This is a genomic window from Sphingomonas sp. Leaf257, from assembly GCF_001422185.1.
Lineage (GTDB): Bacteria > Pseudomonadota > Alphaproteobacteria > Sphingomonadales > Sphingomonadaceae > Sphingomonas > Sphingomonas yabuuchiae.
Genome location: NZ_LMMH01000007.1, coordinates 55,441 through 68,345 on the forward strand (window position 1 = coordinate 55,441; position 12,905 = coordinate 68,345).

Here is a 12,905-nt window from a genome sequence, read left to right on the forward strand (position 1 = left end):
CTATCCTCACAGCATGCAGCAGTTGCGCTTGCGCCAAAGCAGATACCCGAAGTCCTCTCCCCCGACGGGGAAGGCACGGCCGGCATCGGGCGGAAGCGTTGAAGCGCCGATCGGCGAGCAGGCATATTTCCCGCTGACGGTCGGTGTCGGGTTGGTCATCTGAATCCGATATTGCGACTTCTTCAGGATCGGCATGATGTACTTGTTGCAAAGAGCCTTTGATCCTGCCGTGCCCCACGCCAGACCCTGGCGGTGCATCTTGAACAACAGCCGCTCCGCGGCGAGCCGTGAGGATTGAACGGGCGAGTTGTGGGCAGCCACATTGCCGTTCATCGGGAACATCGAGCCGTTGCACCCATCGCACCAGAACATCTGATCGATCGGCAGCTTGGCGGTCGCCGCGGCGCAGTCGGCCGCGCAGGCAGCCACTGCGATCGGATTGTTGAACAGCGCCACTTCCGGATTGATGACCGTGGTCAGTGTGTCGTCGTTCCAGAGCGGATCGATCTCGGTGATGTAGGCGACGTCGAAGGTCGTCTGCTCGAAGCAGGCGAAATCAGTGAGGATTTCGAGCCAGTAGAGCAGCGGATAGACGTAGTAGTGCGCCTGCCAGTTGGCCGAAGCCTGGGTCGCCCCACCCTTGATCAGCGGCCCGGTATATTGGCCCTGCCCGATGTCGAGCCCCGGGTTGAGCCGCAGACCACCGAGATTTGGAAAGCACCACGGCTTGGTCGTCACATCGACGAGACGAGCCGGCTCCCAGAAGCCGATCGCGATGCCGATCCGCGGCACCGGGCTGCCGCAGGCGCAGACCGGCAGATCGGGGTTCTTGGTGTCGGGACGCGAACCCGGCCAGATATGCAGCCCCCCCACCGACAGCGGGAACAGGCACGACCAGCAGACGTCCGTGATGGGATTGACGAACTTGCCGGTGCAATTCGACGGCCCCGCACTCGCCGGCGCCGGCAGCAGCGCGAACGCTGCAATGATGCCGAGGAGTGCGAGCAGCCGACGGATCATGCGACGTCGCCCTCTTCGCGAACCGCGACGAGCTGGTCGAGATAGGCATTGTCCGCTCGATTCTTGGTCGTCGCGTAAACCGGCACCAGGATGGTGAGCACGCCGATCAGCAGCGCCGCGATCCCCCCTGCCCCGTTGCCGATGACGCTCCGCAAGGGCGCCAGCGACACAATGGTCGCCACCAGCAGCGCAGCGCATACGAGGATCGTCAGCCGCATCGCCTTGAGGCGTGGCGTCTCGGGAGCCGCCATCGGTGTGCGGAGCATGTCGAGCCACATCATGACGCGCTTCCCGGCAATTCAACTTCGCTGACCCGCATCGCCTGACCTTCCGGCGCGACGATCGCGGGGACATGGGTGATGCCGAAATGACCGCTGAGGCGGCCCTGCTGGTCGAAGAAGAAGCGACGCTTCTTCTCGCCCATGCGCTCGAACGGCGAGCCGGCGACGAAGATGATCTTGGCGGCGGTCGCACTCCAGCGCTTCAGCGCCCAATCGACCTGAGCGTCATCACGGCCGTCGATGAACACGAGGTCCGTCTTGAGCGACACGAATGCCAGCGGATTTACTCGGGTGCCGGCCGCAGCGACCAGGTTACCCTTCACATCGCGCAGATCCCGATCGAGGATGATCGAGGGATCGAAGGTCCAGCTTTTCGCCTCGCGGACCGGCGTGATGCCACTCACCGGTAGCGGGTTGCGCACGCGGTTCTCGGCATTCGCACGCATGGTCGCCTGCATGCGCTCGATACCCCCGTTCGCCTGCAGCGCCTTGAGGCGACCATCGATCGTAGTCAGGAGATCGGGCTCAGCGATGCCCCAGGTCTGCCCCATCACGCCATGGTCGCGCGCGAGGGCGCCCTGAACGAGCGGCCAAGACGAACTGGCGACGAGCGCCACAGCGAACGTGCCCGTGGCGAGCAGACGGCGCGCGCTCATAGGATGGGCGTCCCGGTGCCGATGATCTGGCTGGCGCAGGCGAAGCCGATCTCGGCATAGCGGCTGTCGAACCCGTCGGGATGCGGCGTGCCGACATAGTAGCAGCCACGCGGCACTCGGCCGACCGGTCCGGGCGTAAGCGGCTCGCCGGTGCGGGTCAGCGGCTTCATGTGCGCGACGCGGACGCCGTCAACATAAACGTCCGAACCGCGGTGTTCGACGAGCGCACCGGGCATCCCAATCACGCGCTTGCCGAAGGGCCCGGAGGTCGGGCCGAAATGGCGCTGCACGAGCGGGTTCGCAGGCGGTGCGAAGAAGACATAGTCGTCTTTCGCGGGTGTATGGTGGAGGTGCACGAAGAAGGCCCAGTTCGGGAGGCTATCGCTGGCGTTGATGAGGAAGGCGTTGTTCTTCTGCCAGTCCGCGATCGTGTTGTAGGAGGCCCAGGCAACAGCCATCAGCGCCACCGCGCTCCACTGCCTCACGCGCTTGGTGAGAAGAGCGCGCCGGTCGACCGCTCCCGGAGCAGCGGTTTGCGCCAATGCGGTCTGTTCGAGCAGGGCGGCCTTACTGGCCACTGGTCGACCCGGTGACCGAGGGGGCGATCGCGGCGTCGAGGGCGGAGCCCTGCGCCGGCGGAGCGAACGATGATGCGGCCGGCGCGATCGGCGCGGCTGCCCCGGAGGCTGATGGGGCAACCGCGCCAACCGCGGGACCTGCCGGCGATGCTGGGGCGGCCGCGGGAAGCGGGACCTTCGCATAGACCGCACGGCGGATCTGATCGGTGATGTCTGGTACGTTCTTGGAAAGAATGGCCTCGCCGACGAGAACCGTCGTGCCCGACGCGCCGATCTTCTGCAGCTCCTGATCGAGCGCACCCATGAAGGCGCGCGTCTGAGCCGCTACGGCTTCGGGTTGGCCGTTGCTGTGGCTCTGCGCCTGGACGTACTCGCTGACGATCGTCTCGAGCCGGACGCTTGCCATCGGCACCGCCGCGGCCGGGCTGGCGATGTGCTTGGTGACCCAAGCTCCCCACAGCAGCATGACGATCGCGATCGCGGCCATCGCCCAGGTGATCGGCGGTAGGCCCTCGGCTTTCTTGACGGCGGGCGGTGGTGCACCAGGCGCCCTGCGCGAACTCGGCAGTTCGGCGCCAGAGAAGTCGAACCGATCGGAAGCCGGATCAGTCGGGCGAGCGGCCGCGGCCGGCGCAGGCGTGTCGAGGACGTCAACCATGACGGAGGCCTTTCGAGGGAACGAGGATCGCGATGAGCAGCTGCCAGCGCAGCAGAGCGATGACCCCGAAGATGAGGATGGCGACGATCCGCAGCTCGCCGACGAACGTCGCCCGCCGAACGGCATCGGCCGAGACGAAGCGCGATCCCAGGTTGGCGACCTGCGAGAAGAAGCCGAGCGGGGTGAAGTTGCCCAGCATGAGGAAGAACAGGACGGTCACGCCCATCGCCGCGAGCGTCGTCATCGCCAGCCATCCTGAGAAGCGCAGCGCGACATAGCTCGTGTCAGCAATCGCCCGGCGGAGGTCGCGCTGCCAGCGGCGGGGCACTCGCCGTCGCGTCACGACCTGCCAGTCGCTGTCCAAGCCGTAGCCGTCGGTCGCGCTCATTCCGCGGCCTCCAGATACTGCTCCGGAAACGCGACGCGCTCGATCGCCTCGTCCATCGAAAAGCCCTGCTCGATCAGGTGCTCGATGGCGGCGAACGTCTGCGGGCTCGAGGAATAGAGCGTGGCCGAATACTTATCGAGGACGAGCCGACCGACCGCCTGGCTATCCGGGCCCTTGATCATGATGTCGGAATATTCGGCGCCGTTGCGCTTCAGCGACCGAAGTAGGCTCTCGGTATAGGGGTCCATGTCGAACCGCCCATGCTTCTGGAAGTCCGAGATTGTGTCTGGCTTCTGCATGAGAATGACCGACCAGTCGCTGTTCTCCAGCGCCGCAAGGCTGCCCTCCGACTTGTAATAGTCGTTGAGGCTCTGCGTCGCGGTGATGAGCGAGGCGCCGTATTTGCGACACGTACGGCTGTAGGTCTCGACGAAGTCGGCCATCGATCCGCCGCGCAGCATCTGCCACGCCTCGTCGATCAGCAGCGCCTTGGGAATCTGGCGATCCATGCGACGCATCGTCTGGCTCGACATGAACATAATCGCGGTGAGCACGACGGAGCGGAGCTCCTCACGACTGGCGAGGTCGGACAGCTCGAAGACGGTCAAGGCGTTCGACATGTCGACCGACGCCTCGCCGACGAAGAACTGGCCGTAGGTGCCCTCCGAGGAGAACGGGAACATCGCGATCGCGAGATCGGTGCCCTGCGGGCTGCCGTCGGTGCGCAGCTCCTGCACGACGTCGTCGACGCTGCCGCCCCGCCCCTTGGCCTCCCACACCCGATTGACGGCTCGGTCAATAAGGCCGCGCTCGGTGTCGTTGAGCTTGTCGATATGGCGGCCCATCTGCCCGATGATCGACTTGAGCATCGCCAGGGCGTCGACGAGATAATCCTCGTCCTGCGCCACAAGGGTCTCGTCGATCATCGAGAACGGATTGAGGCTGAACCCGTCGCGCAGGCGGAACTCGACGAAGTTGCCACCGAGGCTCTTGGCCATGTGCTCGAACGAGCGGCCGTCGTCGATCACGATGATCTTGGCGCCGACGCCGGCAAAGGCGGCGCACAGCTCCTGCAGGGCCACCGACTTGCCCGACCCCGACTTGCCGAACACCGCGACGTTATGGTTGCCCGCCTTGTTCTCGAAGGGCGACCAGAAGAAGGGCTGGCCACGCCGGCCGACGAACATCAGGTGCGGGAGGTGCCCGCCGAGATACTCACCCTGGATGGGAAGCATGTTCGCGGTCGTGCTGGTGAGCATCGTGCGCAGCCGCTTCATGCGCTTCAGGTCGCTGTCGATGCCGTTGCCGAGCGTCATCGGCAGGCACGACATGAACGCCATGATCTGGAGAAACCGCTCGTCCAGCAGGTCCCAGCCCGCCGCCTTGTACATCGATTTGACGGTGCGCTCGTTGGCATCGCCCTGCCCTTTTGGGCTGATGATGCCGACCGAATAATAGGCCTGGACAAGCTTCTTGCCGAGCCTCAGCTCCTGCGTCACGTGCTCCCATTCGCGGCTCTGATCCTTGAGCTGCGGGAGGAGCCGTGCCGACTTGGAGTCCGCGAGGCTCGAGGTGCGCATGAACTTGTAGCCGGCCTTGGACGATGCCGCCTGCTCGTCCTGGTAGCACAGACACAGCGAGGTCAGCGTAGGACAGCCCGGGCGAAGCTTATCGGAGAACATGTCACCGATCAGCTTCTGTACGTCCCAGGGCGCCCAGCGATTGGGGAGGTTCCGAACGGAGAAGAAGCGGTAATCGAATGTGTCCGGTCGGATCTCCTCATAGGCCGTCTCGCCCGAAAGATTGGTGACTGCGCGCAGCGGCTCGACCGAGACGAGCAGGCGATCCGCCTGCACCACCGTCTGCACGTCGCGACGCATGCACTGATCGGCGATGGGGTCGAGCTCGGAATATTCGAGCACCTCCTCCGCCACGTTGAAGGCGGGAGCGGTGATATCGTCGATCAGCGAGATGAGGTCGACCGGCTTCATGCGGGCCGACGGCATGTCGATCGACTGAAGCGTCGAGACGATGCCGTCGCGCACGCCGACAAGCTCCTCGGGGCTCGACTTGCCGCTCGCGATCGACACCGACAGGAAGATGCGGTGGTTGCGGACGTGGAAGGGACCGTCCTTCGACATCGATACCCACGCACCCTGGCGTAGGAAGGCTGAGCGATGCTCGGCGATCTTGCGGTGGACACCGCCGGCCTTGAAGCGCGGGAGCGCATATTGCGCGATCAGCTTGCCGACGCGCGGGCTCTGAAACGCGAGGATCTGCACGCGCGCGTTGGCGGGGATACTTTCCGAAAGGAGCTGCGCCAGGATCTCGCCGGTTCGCTCGTCCGCGCCCATGAGCGGCGCGAGCTCGAGTGCGAAACCGATCGAGTTCGTCTGGTAGAAGATGTCGTGTCGCTGATCGTAGCTGCGGTAGGGCAGCCAGTTCGAGAGCATCGGCGCGTCGAAGGCCGGCGTGCCCTCGTCCGTCCCGCGCGTGTCGCCCAGCATGCGAGCGATGAATCCCCTCTTGGCTGCCATGTGATCAGTCCTCCACGTTCGGGCTGAAGCGTGCGGGCCGGTTGGACGGCGACGACGAGGCGATCCGCTGTCCGGCAGGCGATGCCGCCGCGACGGGGGTCGACACAGGCGTCGGCGCCGGCGTGACCGGCCTTGTCGCCGCGAGCGGGCGACCGCCCTTGGCCTTGGCTCGCGCGGCAGCGACGGCGCCGACGGTCGGCGCGGCCGCGCTCGCAGGACCGGCGGCTACCGGCGTCGTCTCCGCAGCCAAGCGCTCTGCAGTCGCCCGCTCGTTGGCCGTGACGGCGTCGATCGGCGCGCCGAGCTGCGAAAGGATCTCGGGGCTCACGTTGAGCGTGGTCGAGGCGGCGAGGCCCGGGCCATGGCCGTTGGTCGCGGCAACCCACTGGCCACTGTCGACCACCGCCTGCACGACGCTCGTCTCGTGATACCGGCCGGCGCCGTCGGTATGCGCCGGGAAGACGATACGAAGGACCTTCTGCGGCCGAACACCCACCGTGCCGGTCGCAGCGATCGCTACGCTCTCCGGCGCGGAGCGGACGGGTGCCTGCTGGTATTGCACAGCAGGCCGGAAGCTGGTGTCGCCGGTGATTTCGGCCAGCGCCTTGTCGTCGATAACGGTCGCCGGGGCGCAGCTGCCGCCTGCCGGCGCGCCGCAACCGAATTTGCCCGAGATGTTGGTGCCGAACGTGGTGCAGCTGGTCATTGCCAAGCCGGCGACAGCGAGCGCGACGCCCGTCATCAGCCGAGTGCGGCGGGGACGCAGCGCCGGCACGGGACCTGCCGGCAGATAGATGACATCGCTCTTCACGACCTGGCTCCCTTCAACCATGCTTCGAGCTGCGGCTTCGGTTTGAAGCCCTCCATCACAGCGCCGTCGGAGCGGACGATGACTGGCGTGCCGTTGAGTCCGTGCGCCTTGGCGAAGGCCTCGTTCTCATCCAGCCCGCTGGTGTCGCACTTGGGACCGGTGCGGATCTCGTCCTGTGCATAGGCGGCGCGCACCGCGGCATGCTTGTCGCGCGCGCACAGCACGAGGTCGGCGACCTCGCGGCTGCCGAGGACCGAGATCGGTCGCTCGATCACGGTCACGTTCATCGTCTCGAGCGACTGGCTGAGCGCGCGGCAGTACCCGCAGTGGAAGTCCGAGAAGACGGTCACCGTCTGCGCCCCCGAACCCCAGATGATCGCCCCCTTTTTCGACAGCCGCGAAAGGTCGAGGCGTTGCGGGGACGTCGCCTGGGTCACCCGCGTGCCTGTGCCCACCGATGGCGGCGTGGCGTCGGGAGCATCGGCCGCGCTGTTCGCCTTCGCCGCCCCGCCCACCAGCATGTCTGGGTTGAGCGCCAGCAACCGCGCGGCGGTGAGGTCCTGGCGCGTCTGCATGTCGTAGACGCGCCCGATGACGAGGAAGCGCGCGGACTTGTCGACGTAGAAGAGGTTCGAGCCAGCCACGACCTCGCACAGGCCGTCCACCTTGGAGCAGTCGACCGAGGTCACCTGCGTCTTGGGCAGTCGCTTTGTCAGCGCGGCCTTGACGATCTCGCCATCCGGGGCCGCTGCGCTCCCGGTGAGGAGCGCCGCCATCGCTGCCAGCGTTACCGATCCCAAACCCTGCATCATAACTCTTCCCGCCTTTCCGACCTGGTCGAGGCCGCTCAGTTCTGGATGAAGACGCCCTCGAGGAAGACGATCTCGACATCGATGCCGGTGGGCATCTCGATGACTGGCTGATATTGCTCGGCACGCTCGATCAGGTACTTGCTGACCATGTCGCCGGCCTCTGCGACACCATTGCCGATACCGCCGGTCGCCAGTTCGCCGACGCCGAGCATCTGGCGCTTGCCGTTGACGGTGATGTTCGAGCCGAGGAGCGAGGAGTTGGCGTTCGCCGCGAAGCCGCGGCCGATGCCACCTGCGACGCCGGCGAGGAACGCCTGCCCGACGAGGCCACCCTCCCGGCTTACGACGCGACCGCGGACACCCGTCTTGCCGGCGAAGCTGATAAACCCCTTCACGTCGGACACCGCGTAGCGGCCGTTCGACTGCGGGCACGTCATCCGCTGCAGCTTGACGTAGACCTTCTCGGAGGAGAGGTCGCCGCGCGCTGCGCCGTTGATGAGGCAGCCTTCGATCCGCGTCGTGAGCAGCTTGCCGTCTCGGTAGACCGACCGCGCGGGTCCGGTGATGCGCAGCACCACGGGGAGCGGGTCCGACTGCGACTGAACACCGGCCGAAGCGTCGACGCCCACGATGACCTTCGCCTTCGCAATCGAGTTGGGTGGCAGGTAGTTGGGGCTGTCGGTGTAGCTGGTCGTGCCTCCCGAGATCCGCGTGGCGGTGCCGGCCGGGCCACCCTCGAACGAGACCAGCTTGATCTGCCGCGACGCAACGGCAGCCGCGGCCGCTTCACCCGCCGTCATCGGGCCCCCTGCCCCGCCGGGTGCCCGGTAATTCGGCTGCGCGGCGCCGTACATCTGGGTCGGCAGGGGTGCAGGCGCGGGCGTGCTCGAGCGGTCCGAGAGCTGCTTGCGCAGCTGATCGTTCTCCTGCTGATAGGCGCTCATGACGCGCTGACCGTCCGAGGCCATCGATTGGTTCTGGCCCTGCAGCGCCGCGACCTGCTCCTGGAGCGCCCGCATCTGCGCGGCCTGGCCGTCGACCGACTTCAGCTGGTTGTTGATCGACTGCATCTGCGCCTCGGACGAGGCCTGCCACTCGCGCTGCGACATGTTGCGGTTGACCATGTCGTCGGTCGCGATCGTCACGTCCTTGCCGTCGGTCGGCGCGATGGCGGCCTTGCCTGACGGCTTCAGGATGTACCAACCGCCGAGCAGCACGATGAAGCCGGCGATGATGGCCAGCCACATGGTCTGCTTCTTCCGCACGGCATCGTTGCCGGCCATCATGCCGGTGTCGTCACCCTCCTCGGGCTCGGCATCGAGCTGCTTGGCCTTGTTGCGATTGAAGATGTCCCTGAGGCTCATGGCCGCACTCCGTTGGCGAGGCCCGAAGGCGTGACGATGTAGACGGTGGTGGCTTCGCCGGGCTTGAGGTCAGGGTGCGGCACCGAGACCGCGATCGCGTTCGACGGTGCGATCGTGCCTTCGCCGAGCGACACCGGCGCCTTGCCGGTGTTCTGGATCCGCAGCACGCGACCGGCGATCTGCGCCCCGCGATATTCCGAGATCATCTGCACCTTGAGGGTGCCGATCATCACCGCTGACATGGAGGCGGGCCGGATCTCGAACCCATCGATGTTCGCGTTCTCGTACATCGCCTGGACGAGGTTCGCCGACGCCTCCTGCGGCGTCGCGGCAGCGGATGCGACCTGCGTCTGCTTCTCCGCCTCGACGTCTTTGTTCTCGACGAACACCTGCTGCGCGTCGTCGCCGGCCAACCTGCAGGCGAACTTGTAGACGTATCCCTTGGCGGTCGTGCCGAAGAACGACACCGTGGCGCGCGAGTAGCCTTCCGGCACCGAGACGTAGATGTCGCCGCGGTTGGGCTCGTTGACGACCGTGAAGTCCTCGCTGTCGACGCCGGTCGTGAGCTTGGAGACGCTGGCGAAGCGATCGTCCTTGAGGCTGACCCGCGTCAGCCCGGACTTCGACATCGTGCAGGCGACCTCGCTGTTGTCGCGTGCGAGAACGTGCTCGTCGGCGAAAGCGGGCGCCGCGAGCGCGACCCCGCCGACCACGATCATGCAACCGCCGATCAGGCGCGAGAGGTGGCACCAGCGCGTGGTGACCGCCCCTCCAGCGCCGATCAGGCTATAGGCAAGCAGAGGGCTCATGACGCGTCTCCGGGTGCGGCGCCGTCCTTGTCGGCCTTGCTCACCATCCCGAAGCCCTTCAGCTGCAGAGACAGGCCACGGTACGCCCAGTTGAAGCGGAAGGTCTTTGGCTCGGCGGTGACCGACTTCGAGCCGACGACGGTGTGGAGGGTGCCGCTCACCTCAGAGGTCAGAGCTTCAGGGTCGACCTTCATGCCGGTGAGCGTGAAATACTGACTGATCGTGGAGCCGTTCTGCTCGTTGACGATCTTCATGAGATCGCGCTTGAGCGCGCCGTGGCTCTCCGGCGTGGCGATCGCGAGGATCGAGTCCATCCAGTATTGAAGATTTTCGGGGGACCGATTGAGCGTCATCAGCGCTGTGTCGCGCGTGACCATCTCGAGATAGTCCCGGCTGACACCGCTCGACGAGAGCGTCAGCGGCGTGCGCACGATCGGCTGCAGCACGATCTCGCGGTCGCGCGTGGCGCCGACCAGGAACAGCAGGACGACGAGGCCTGCCAGCACCAGCGCGACGATGCCGAGCATGTTGCGCTGCTTGATGACCCGCTGCGACTGCGCGAGGCCGACACTGTAATCCATTTAGCCCACCATCACGCGAAGGTGAGAGGGCGGCGTTGCCTTCAGACCGGTAAAGCTCGACGGCAGATGCCAGTAGGCCATGTGGAGAATCCACGACGAGGCTTTCCCGGCTTTGAGTTTCCGAAACCCCCACCACCCGAGCAACGAGACCACCAACCCGATCACGACGTGCTGCGAGAGGATGCCCCACACGAAGGGGATCGCCATCGCGAGGAACTCGTCCAGCGTCCAGAAGCCGATCAGCTCCGGGTCGTCGAGATGCGAGGGGATGGAATACCGGTCCATAAGCTAAGCCGCCCTCCCAGCGGTTGATCCAGCCGCGCCTCAGATCGTCGCAGTGACGGTCGAGGTGACGATCGGAATGCCGGTGCCGGCGCCGACGCCGACCGCGACCGGGACGGCCACCTGGCCGAGGCTGAAGCGACCCGACGCGAGCGCGACGATGCCGCCGGCGAGGCTCATCACGGTGATGATCTTGCCGCCCGAGCCCTCGAGGAAGTCCGTGAACTTCAAGAGAGCGGTATTGAACGTCGTGTCGGTGCCGGCGAACGCCGCCGACGCGCCCAGCACCATCACCATGGCGATGATTGCCAGGCCGAGAAGGACGGCGTTGGTACGACCCCCCTTCGGCATCGCAAGTGCAGACATGCTCTTTCCCCTTGATAGACGAAGCGAATTGCTGCGCCGTCTTCAAAAGGAACCAAATCTCAAGACTTGAACAGAGGAAAAAAGTTACCCTGTTTGTGACGGTGATTGTAACATCTAGCAGGCGGTCCACGACCGCAGCTCACTTCCAGCCGAAATGGTTCATTCCGGCCGTGGACCGATCGACAGGGTAAAATAATTACCCTGTTTACTTGTCCTGATCTTTGTGAACGATGGAGGGGCTGCGGCACGGGAGGCCGGCGGCAATCGCAGTTGCTGCGTATCAGGTATGGCCTATCGCCTGGGGGAGGGAATATGATCGCCTATGTCTCAGGTGATCTACACATTCACGTTCGATAAGTCGGTGTTCCGGCTGGCGTGTCACGCCATCCGCATCCACTCGCACCACACACTGGCGTTCGAGAGCGTATCCGCTACTGCGTTGAAAGGCATGGAAATATTCCTGTCTATGGAGGATCCGAAGGCCTTGGTTGCCGAGGCGCTCAAGCTAGATCAGCCCGGCGACGTTCGGGTGACGTTGCGTATCCCGCTTAGCCAGAAACCGATCTTCCAGCGAGCACGTGACTTAGCGATGCAATACGCCGATCACCCGGTTCCTACTCGGCTCGCCTTCGTAACAGCGCTACTCGCCGTATTTTACGGAACATTTAACGATTGTTCACACATTGCCGTGGACGCGCCTGATTGACAATCGTGCGGAATAACGGAGTATTGCGACCTGTTAGGGGGTCGCACAATGTACCACCAGGGCAAAGCGTTCGCCGTAAGCGCTGACAGACAACGGGGCTTTCTCACGCTGTTCCGCGAGGAATGGCGTCGTCGGGGGCTGACGAATCCACAGGTAGCCGCCCGATTGGGGCGAAGCCTCAGCCTTGTCGTCAAGATCAAAGCGGGCCGAACGCCGCTCACCGGACATCTCATCGACCAGCTCGCGGAGATACTTGAGATCGACGTGGTCGGAGCCTTCTTCGCCGTCGATATCCTGAACGAGCCGATGATCTATTTCGACCCCGTCTTCCTGCAGTCGCTCAATAAGACGATGGTGATGTACGAGGGCATGCTCACCACCTATCGCGCCCAGCAAGACGCCCCCGAGGACGACGCTCCCGAGGGCGACGACGTCACTCTCGATCAAACTGCTCAGTGACCTCTGCATCGCCTGCCACGCAGACCATCGCGACCGCGTTTCGTAATGCCGAAGCCATATTGCACCTGGGCTGATGCTGGCAGATTGTCGTCCGCTTATGACGAGCGACGAGCAGCCTATAAAACGCAGTACCCGGTCCATGCGGCTGAAGAAGCAACGCGAGGATCAAGCCGGCTACCGGCGCTCAACAATAGCCTTGTCGCCCGTAGCGGTGGCCATCGCGGAGCGGCTACAGCAGCGGCTCCAGCTGCCCTCTCGAGAAGCCGTGATCAACGCGGTGCTCGAGCGCATCGAGTCCGACCGATACATCAAGTACGAGTTCCTTGGCTCGGAGGGGTTTCGATCGCCTCCAACCGCGCACCTGCAGAAGGATCGCGTGCCACAGAGTGCCGACGGCGGACCGACGTCAGAAGAGGATCCGGCGAAGGCTCTCGAGTCGCATCGGTAGCCTTCGCGCCTACGGCCGGGTCGATCTTCCGCTGGCCAGCGAGGAAGGCCCTAGGGTCAGGACTCATTGGTCATAGCCAGAAGATGACGGTGGCCGCGAGGGCGACGGCAGAGAAGAAGACGGTTGGGCAGCGGTCGTAGCGAGTTGCG

Annotated in this window: 17 protein-coding genes; 3 read left to right on the forward strand and 14 right to left on the reverse strand. The window is 65.0% G+C overall.

Translation table 11 applies throughout. The features are described 5' to 3' along the window. Positions 1–6 precede the first annotated feature (6 nt). Genes traU through ASF14_RS06570 form a run of 14 tightly spaced genes read right to left on the reverse strand, consistent with a single transcriptional unit; the run spans position 7 to position 11,074 of the window. The gene (gene traU / locus ASF14_RS06505; RefSeq protein ID WP_056433151.1) at positions 7–1,020 is read right to left on the reverse strand and encodes a conjugal transfer pilus assembly protein TraU; all 1,014 of its coding nucleotides are present in this window, start codon (positions 1,018–1,020) and stop codon (positions 7–9) included. Then, positions 1,017–1,301, reverse strand: coding sequence for a hypothetical protein (locus ASF14_RS06510; RefSeq protein WP_056433154.1), 285 nt, complete (start codon positions 1,299–1,301; stop codon positions 1,017–1,019). Before ASF14_RS06510 ends, traU begins: the two co-directional genes overlap by 4 nt. Further along, entirely contained in the window at positions 1,298–1,957 is a 660-nt protein-coding gene (gene traW / locus ASF14_RS06515; protein WP_056433157.1) for a type-F conjugative transfer system protein TraW, read from the reverse strand. Before traW ends, ASF14_RS06510 begins: the two co-directional genes overlap by 4 nt. Beyond that, positions 1,954–2,535: a S26 family signal peptidase gene (locus ASF14_RS06520; RefSeq protein WP_236696961.1), complete on the reverse strand. Its 582-nt coding sequence runs from the start codon at positions 2,533–2,535 to the stop codon at positions 1,954–1,956. The genes traW and ASF14_RS06520 overlap by 4 nt, the downstream gene beginning before the upstream one ends. Beyond that, the gene (locus ASF14_RS06525; RefSeq protein WP_056433160.1) at positions 2,525–3,193 is read right to left on the reverse strand and encodes a TrbI F-type domain-containing protein; all 669 of its coding nucleotides are present in this window, start codon (positions 3,191–3,193) and stop codon (positions 2,525–2,527) included. The genes ASF14_RS06520 and ASF14_RS06525 overlap by 11 nt, the downstream gene beginning before the upstream one ends. Next, entirely contained in the window at positions 3,186–3,581 is a 396-nt protein-coding gene (locus ASF14_RS06530; protein WP_236696962.1) for a hypothetical protein, read from the reverse strand. Before ASF14_RS06530 ends, ASF14_RS06525 begins: the two co-directional genes overlap by 8 nt. Next, the gene (gene traC, locus ASF14_RS06535) at positions 3,578–6,118 is read right to left on the reverse strand and encodes a type IV secretion system protein TraC (RefSeq protein ID WP_056433162.1); all 2,541 of its coding nucleotides are present in this window, start codon (positions 6,116–6,118) and stop codon (positions 3,578–3,580) included. The genes ASF14_RS06530 and traC overlap by 4 nt, the downstream gene beginning before the upstream one ends. Positions 6,119–6,122: 4 nt before the next feature. Then, entirely contained in the window at positions 6,123–6,929 is an 807-nt protein-coding gene (locus ASF14_RS06540) for a conjugal transfer protein (protein WP_156361064.1), read from the reverse strand. Next, complete coding sequence (locus ASF14_RS06545; RefSeq protein WP_056433170.1) at positions 6,926–7,741, reverse strand: DsbC family protein; 816 nt, start codon at positions 7,739–7,741, stop codon at positions 6,926–6,928. The genes ASF14_RS06540 and ASF14_RS06545 overlap by 4 nt, the downstream gene beginning before the upstream one ends. A gap of 35 nt (positions 7,742–7,776) precedes the next feature. Next, on the reverse strand, positions 7,777–9,105 hold the full coding sequence (locus ASF14_RS06550) for a TraB/VirB10 family protein (protein WP_056433172.1): 1,329 nt from the start codon (positions 9,103–9,105) through the stop codon (positions 7,777–7,779). Further along, positions 9,102–9,914, reverse strand: a complete 813-nt coding sequence (locus ASF14_RS06555; RefSeq protein ID WP_056433176.1) for a type-F conjugative transfer system secretin TraK — start codon at positions 9,912–9,914, stop codon at positions 9,102–9,104. The genes ASF14_RS06550 and ASF14_RS06555 overlap by 4 nt, the downstream gene beginning before the upstream one ends. Further along, positions 9,911–10,495 (reverse strand): type IV conjugative transfer system protein TraE, encoded by a 585-nt coding sequence (locus tag ASF14_RS06560; protein WP_056433180.1) that lies wholly within the window; start codon positions 10,493–10,495, stop codon positions 9,911–9,913. The genes ASF14_RS06555 and ASF14_RS06560 overlap by 4 nt, the downstream gene beginning before the upstream one ends. Next, positions 10,496–10,780: a type IV conjugative transfer system protein TraL gene (gene traL / locus ASF14_RS06565; RefSeq protein ID WP_056433184.1), complete on the reverse strand. Its 285-nt coding sequence runs from the start codon at positions 10,778–10,780 to the stop codon at positions 10,496–10,498. Positions 10,781–10,819: 39 nt separating this feature from the next. Then, a complete protein-coding gene (locus tag ASF14_RS06570) occupies positions 10,820–11,074 on the reverse strand; it encodes a hypothetical protein (protein ID WP_236696964.1) in 255 nt (84 codons plus the stop codon). A gap of 391 nt (positions 11,075–11,465) precedes the next feature. Between ASF14_RS06570 and ASF14_RS06575 the strand changes: the two genes are divergently transcribed. The 3 genes from ASF14_RS06575 to ASF14_RS06585 all read left to right on the forward strand — a co-directional run bounded on the left by ASF14_RS06575 (position 11,466) and on the right by ASF14_RS06585 (position 12,756). Continuing rightward, positions 11,466–11,849 carry a hypothetical protein gene (locus ASF14_RS06575; protein WP_056433191.1) on the forward strand — a complete coding sequence of 128 codons (384 nt, stop codon included), beginning with the start codon at positions 11,466–11,468 and terminating at the stop codon, positions 11,847–11,849. Positions 11,850–11,897: 48 nt separating this feature from the next. Beyond that, complete coding sequence (locus tag ASF14_RS06580) at positions 11,898–12,308, forward strand: helix-turn-helix domain-containing protein (protein ID WP_056433195.1); 411 nt, start codon at positions 11,898–11,900, stop codon at positions 12,306–12,308. 139 nt (positions 12,309–12,447) lie between these two features. Continuing rightward, positions 12,448–12,756, forward strand: a complete 309-nt coding sequence (locus tag ASF14_RS06585) for a hypothetical protein (RefSeq protein ID WP_156361066.1) — start codon at positions 12,448–12,450, stop codon at positions 12,754–12,756. The last annotated feature ends 149 nt before the right edge of the window (positions 12,757–12,905 follow it).

Bases quoted from the DNA above. Each gene is read 5' to 3' on its own strand.
- traL (WP_056433184.1), bottom strand. From the start codon at position 10,780: ATGGACCGGTATTCCATCCCCTCGCATCTCGACGACCCGGAGCTGATC.
- ASF14_RS06550 (WP_056433172.1), bottom strand. From the start codon at position 9,105: ATGAGCCTCAGGGACATCTTCAATCGCAACAAGGCCAAGCAGCTCGAT.
- traU (WP_056433151.1), bottom strand. From the start codon at position 1,020: ATGATCCGTCGGCTGCTCGCACTCCTCGGCATCATTGCAGCGTTCGCG.
- ASF14_RS06525 (WP_056433160.1), bottom strand. From the start codon at position 3,193: ATGGTTGACGTCCTCGACACGCCTGCGCCGGCCGCGGCCGCTCGCCCG.
- ASF14_RS06580 (WP_056433195.1), top strand. From the start codon at position 11,898: ATGTACCACCAGGGCAAAGCGTTCGCCGTAAGCGCTGACAGACAACGG.
- ASF14_RS06560 (WP_056433180.1), bottom strand. From the start codon at position 10,495: ATGGATTACAGTGTCGGCCTCGCGCAGTCGCAGCGGGTCATCAAGCAG.
- ASF14_RS06570 (WP_236696964.1), bottom strand. From the start codon at position 11,074: ATGGTGATGGTGCTGGGCGCGTCGGCGGCGTTCGCCGGCACCGACACG.
- ASF14_RS06555 (WP_056433176.1), bottom strand. From the start codon at position 9,914: ATGAGCCCTCTGCTTGCCTATAGCCTGATCGGCGCTGGAGGGGCGGTC.
- ASF14_RS06530 (WP_236696962.1), bottom strand. From the start codon at position 3,581: ATGAGCGCGACCGACGGCTACGGCTTGGACAGCGACTGGCAGGTCGTG.
- ASF14_RS06575 (WP_056433191.1), top strand. From the start codon at position 11,466: ATGTCTCAGGTGATCTACACATTCACGTTCGATAAGTCGGTGTTCCGG.
- traW (WP_056433157.1), bottom strand. From the start codon at position 1,957: ATGAGCGCGCGCCGTCTGCTCGCCACGGGCACGTTCGCTGTGGCGCTC.
- ASF14_RS06585 (WP_156361066.1), top strand. From the start codon at position 12,448: ATGCGGCTGAAGAAGCAACGCGAGGATCAAGCCGGCTACCGGCGCTCA.
- ASF14_RS06545 (WP_056433170.1), bottom strand. From the start codon at position 7,741: ATGATGCAGGGTTTGGGATCGGTAACGCTGGCAGCGATGGCGGCGCTC.
- ASF14_RS06510 (WP_056433154.1), bottom strand. From the start codon at position 1,301: ATGATGTGGCTCGACATGCTCCGCACACCGATGGCGGCTCCCGAGACG.
- traC (WP_056433162.1), bottom strand. From the start codon at position 6,118: ATGGCAGCCAAGAGGGGATTCATCGCTCGCATGCTGGGCGACACGCGC.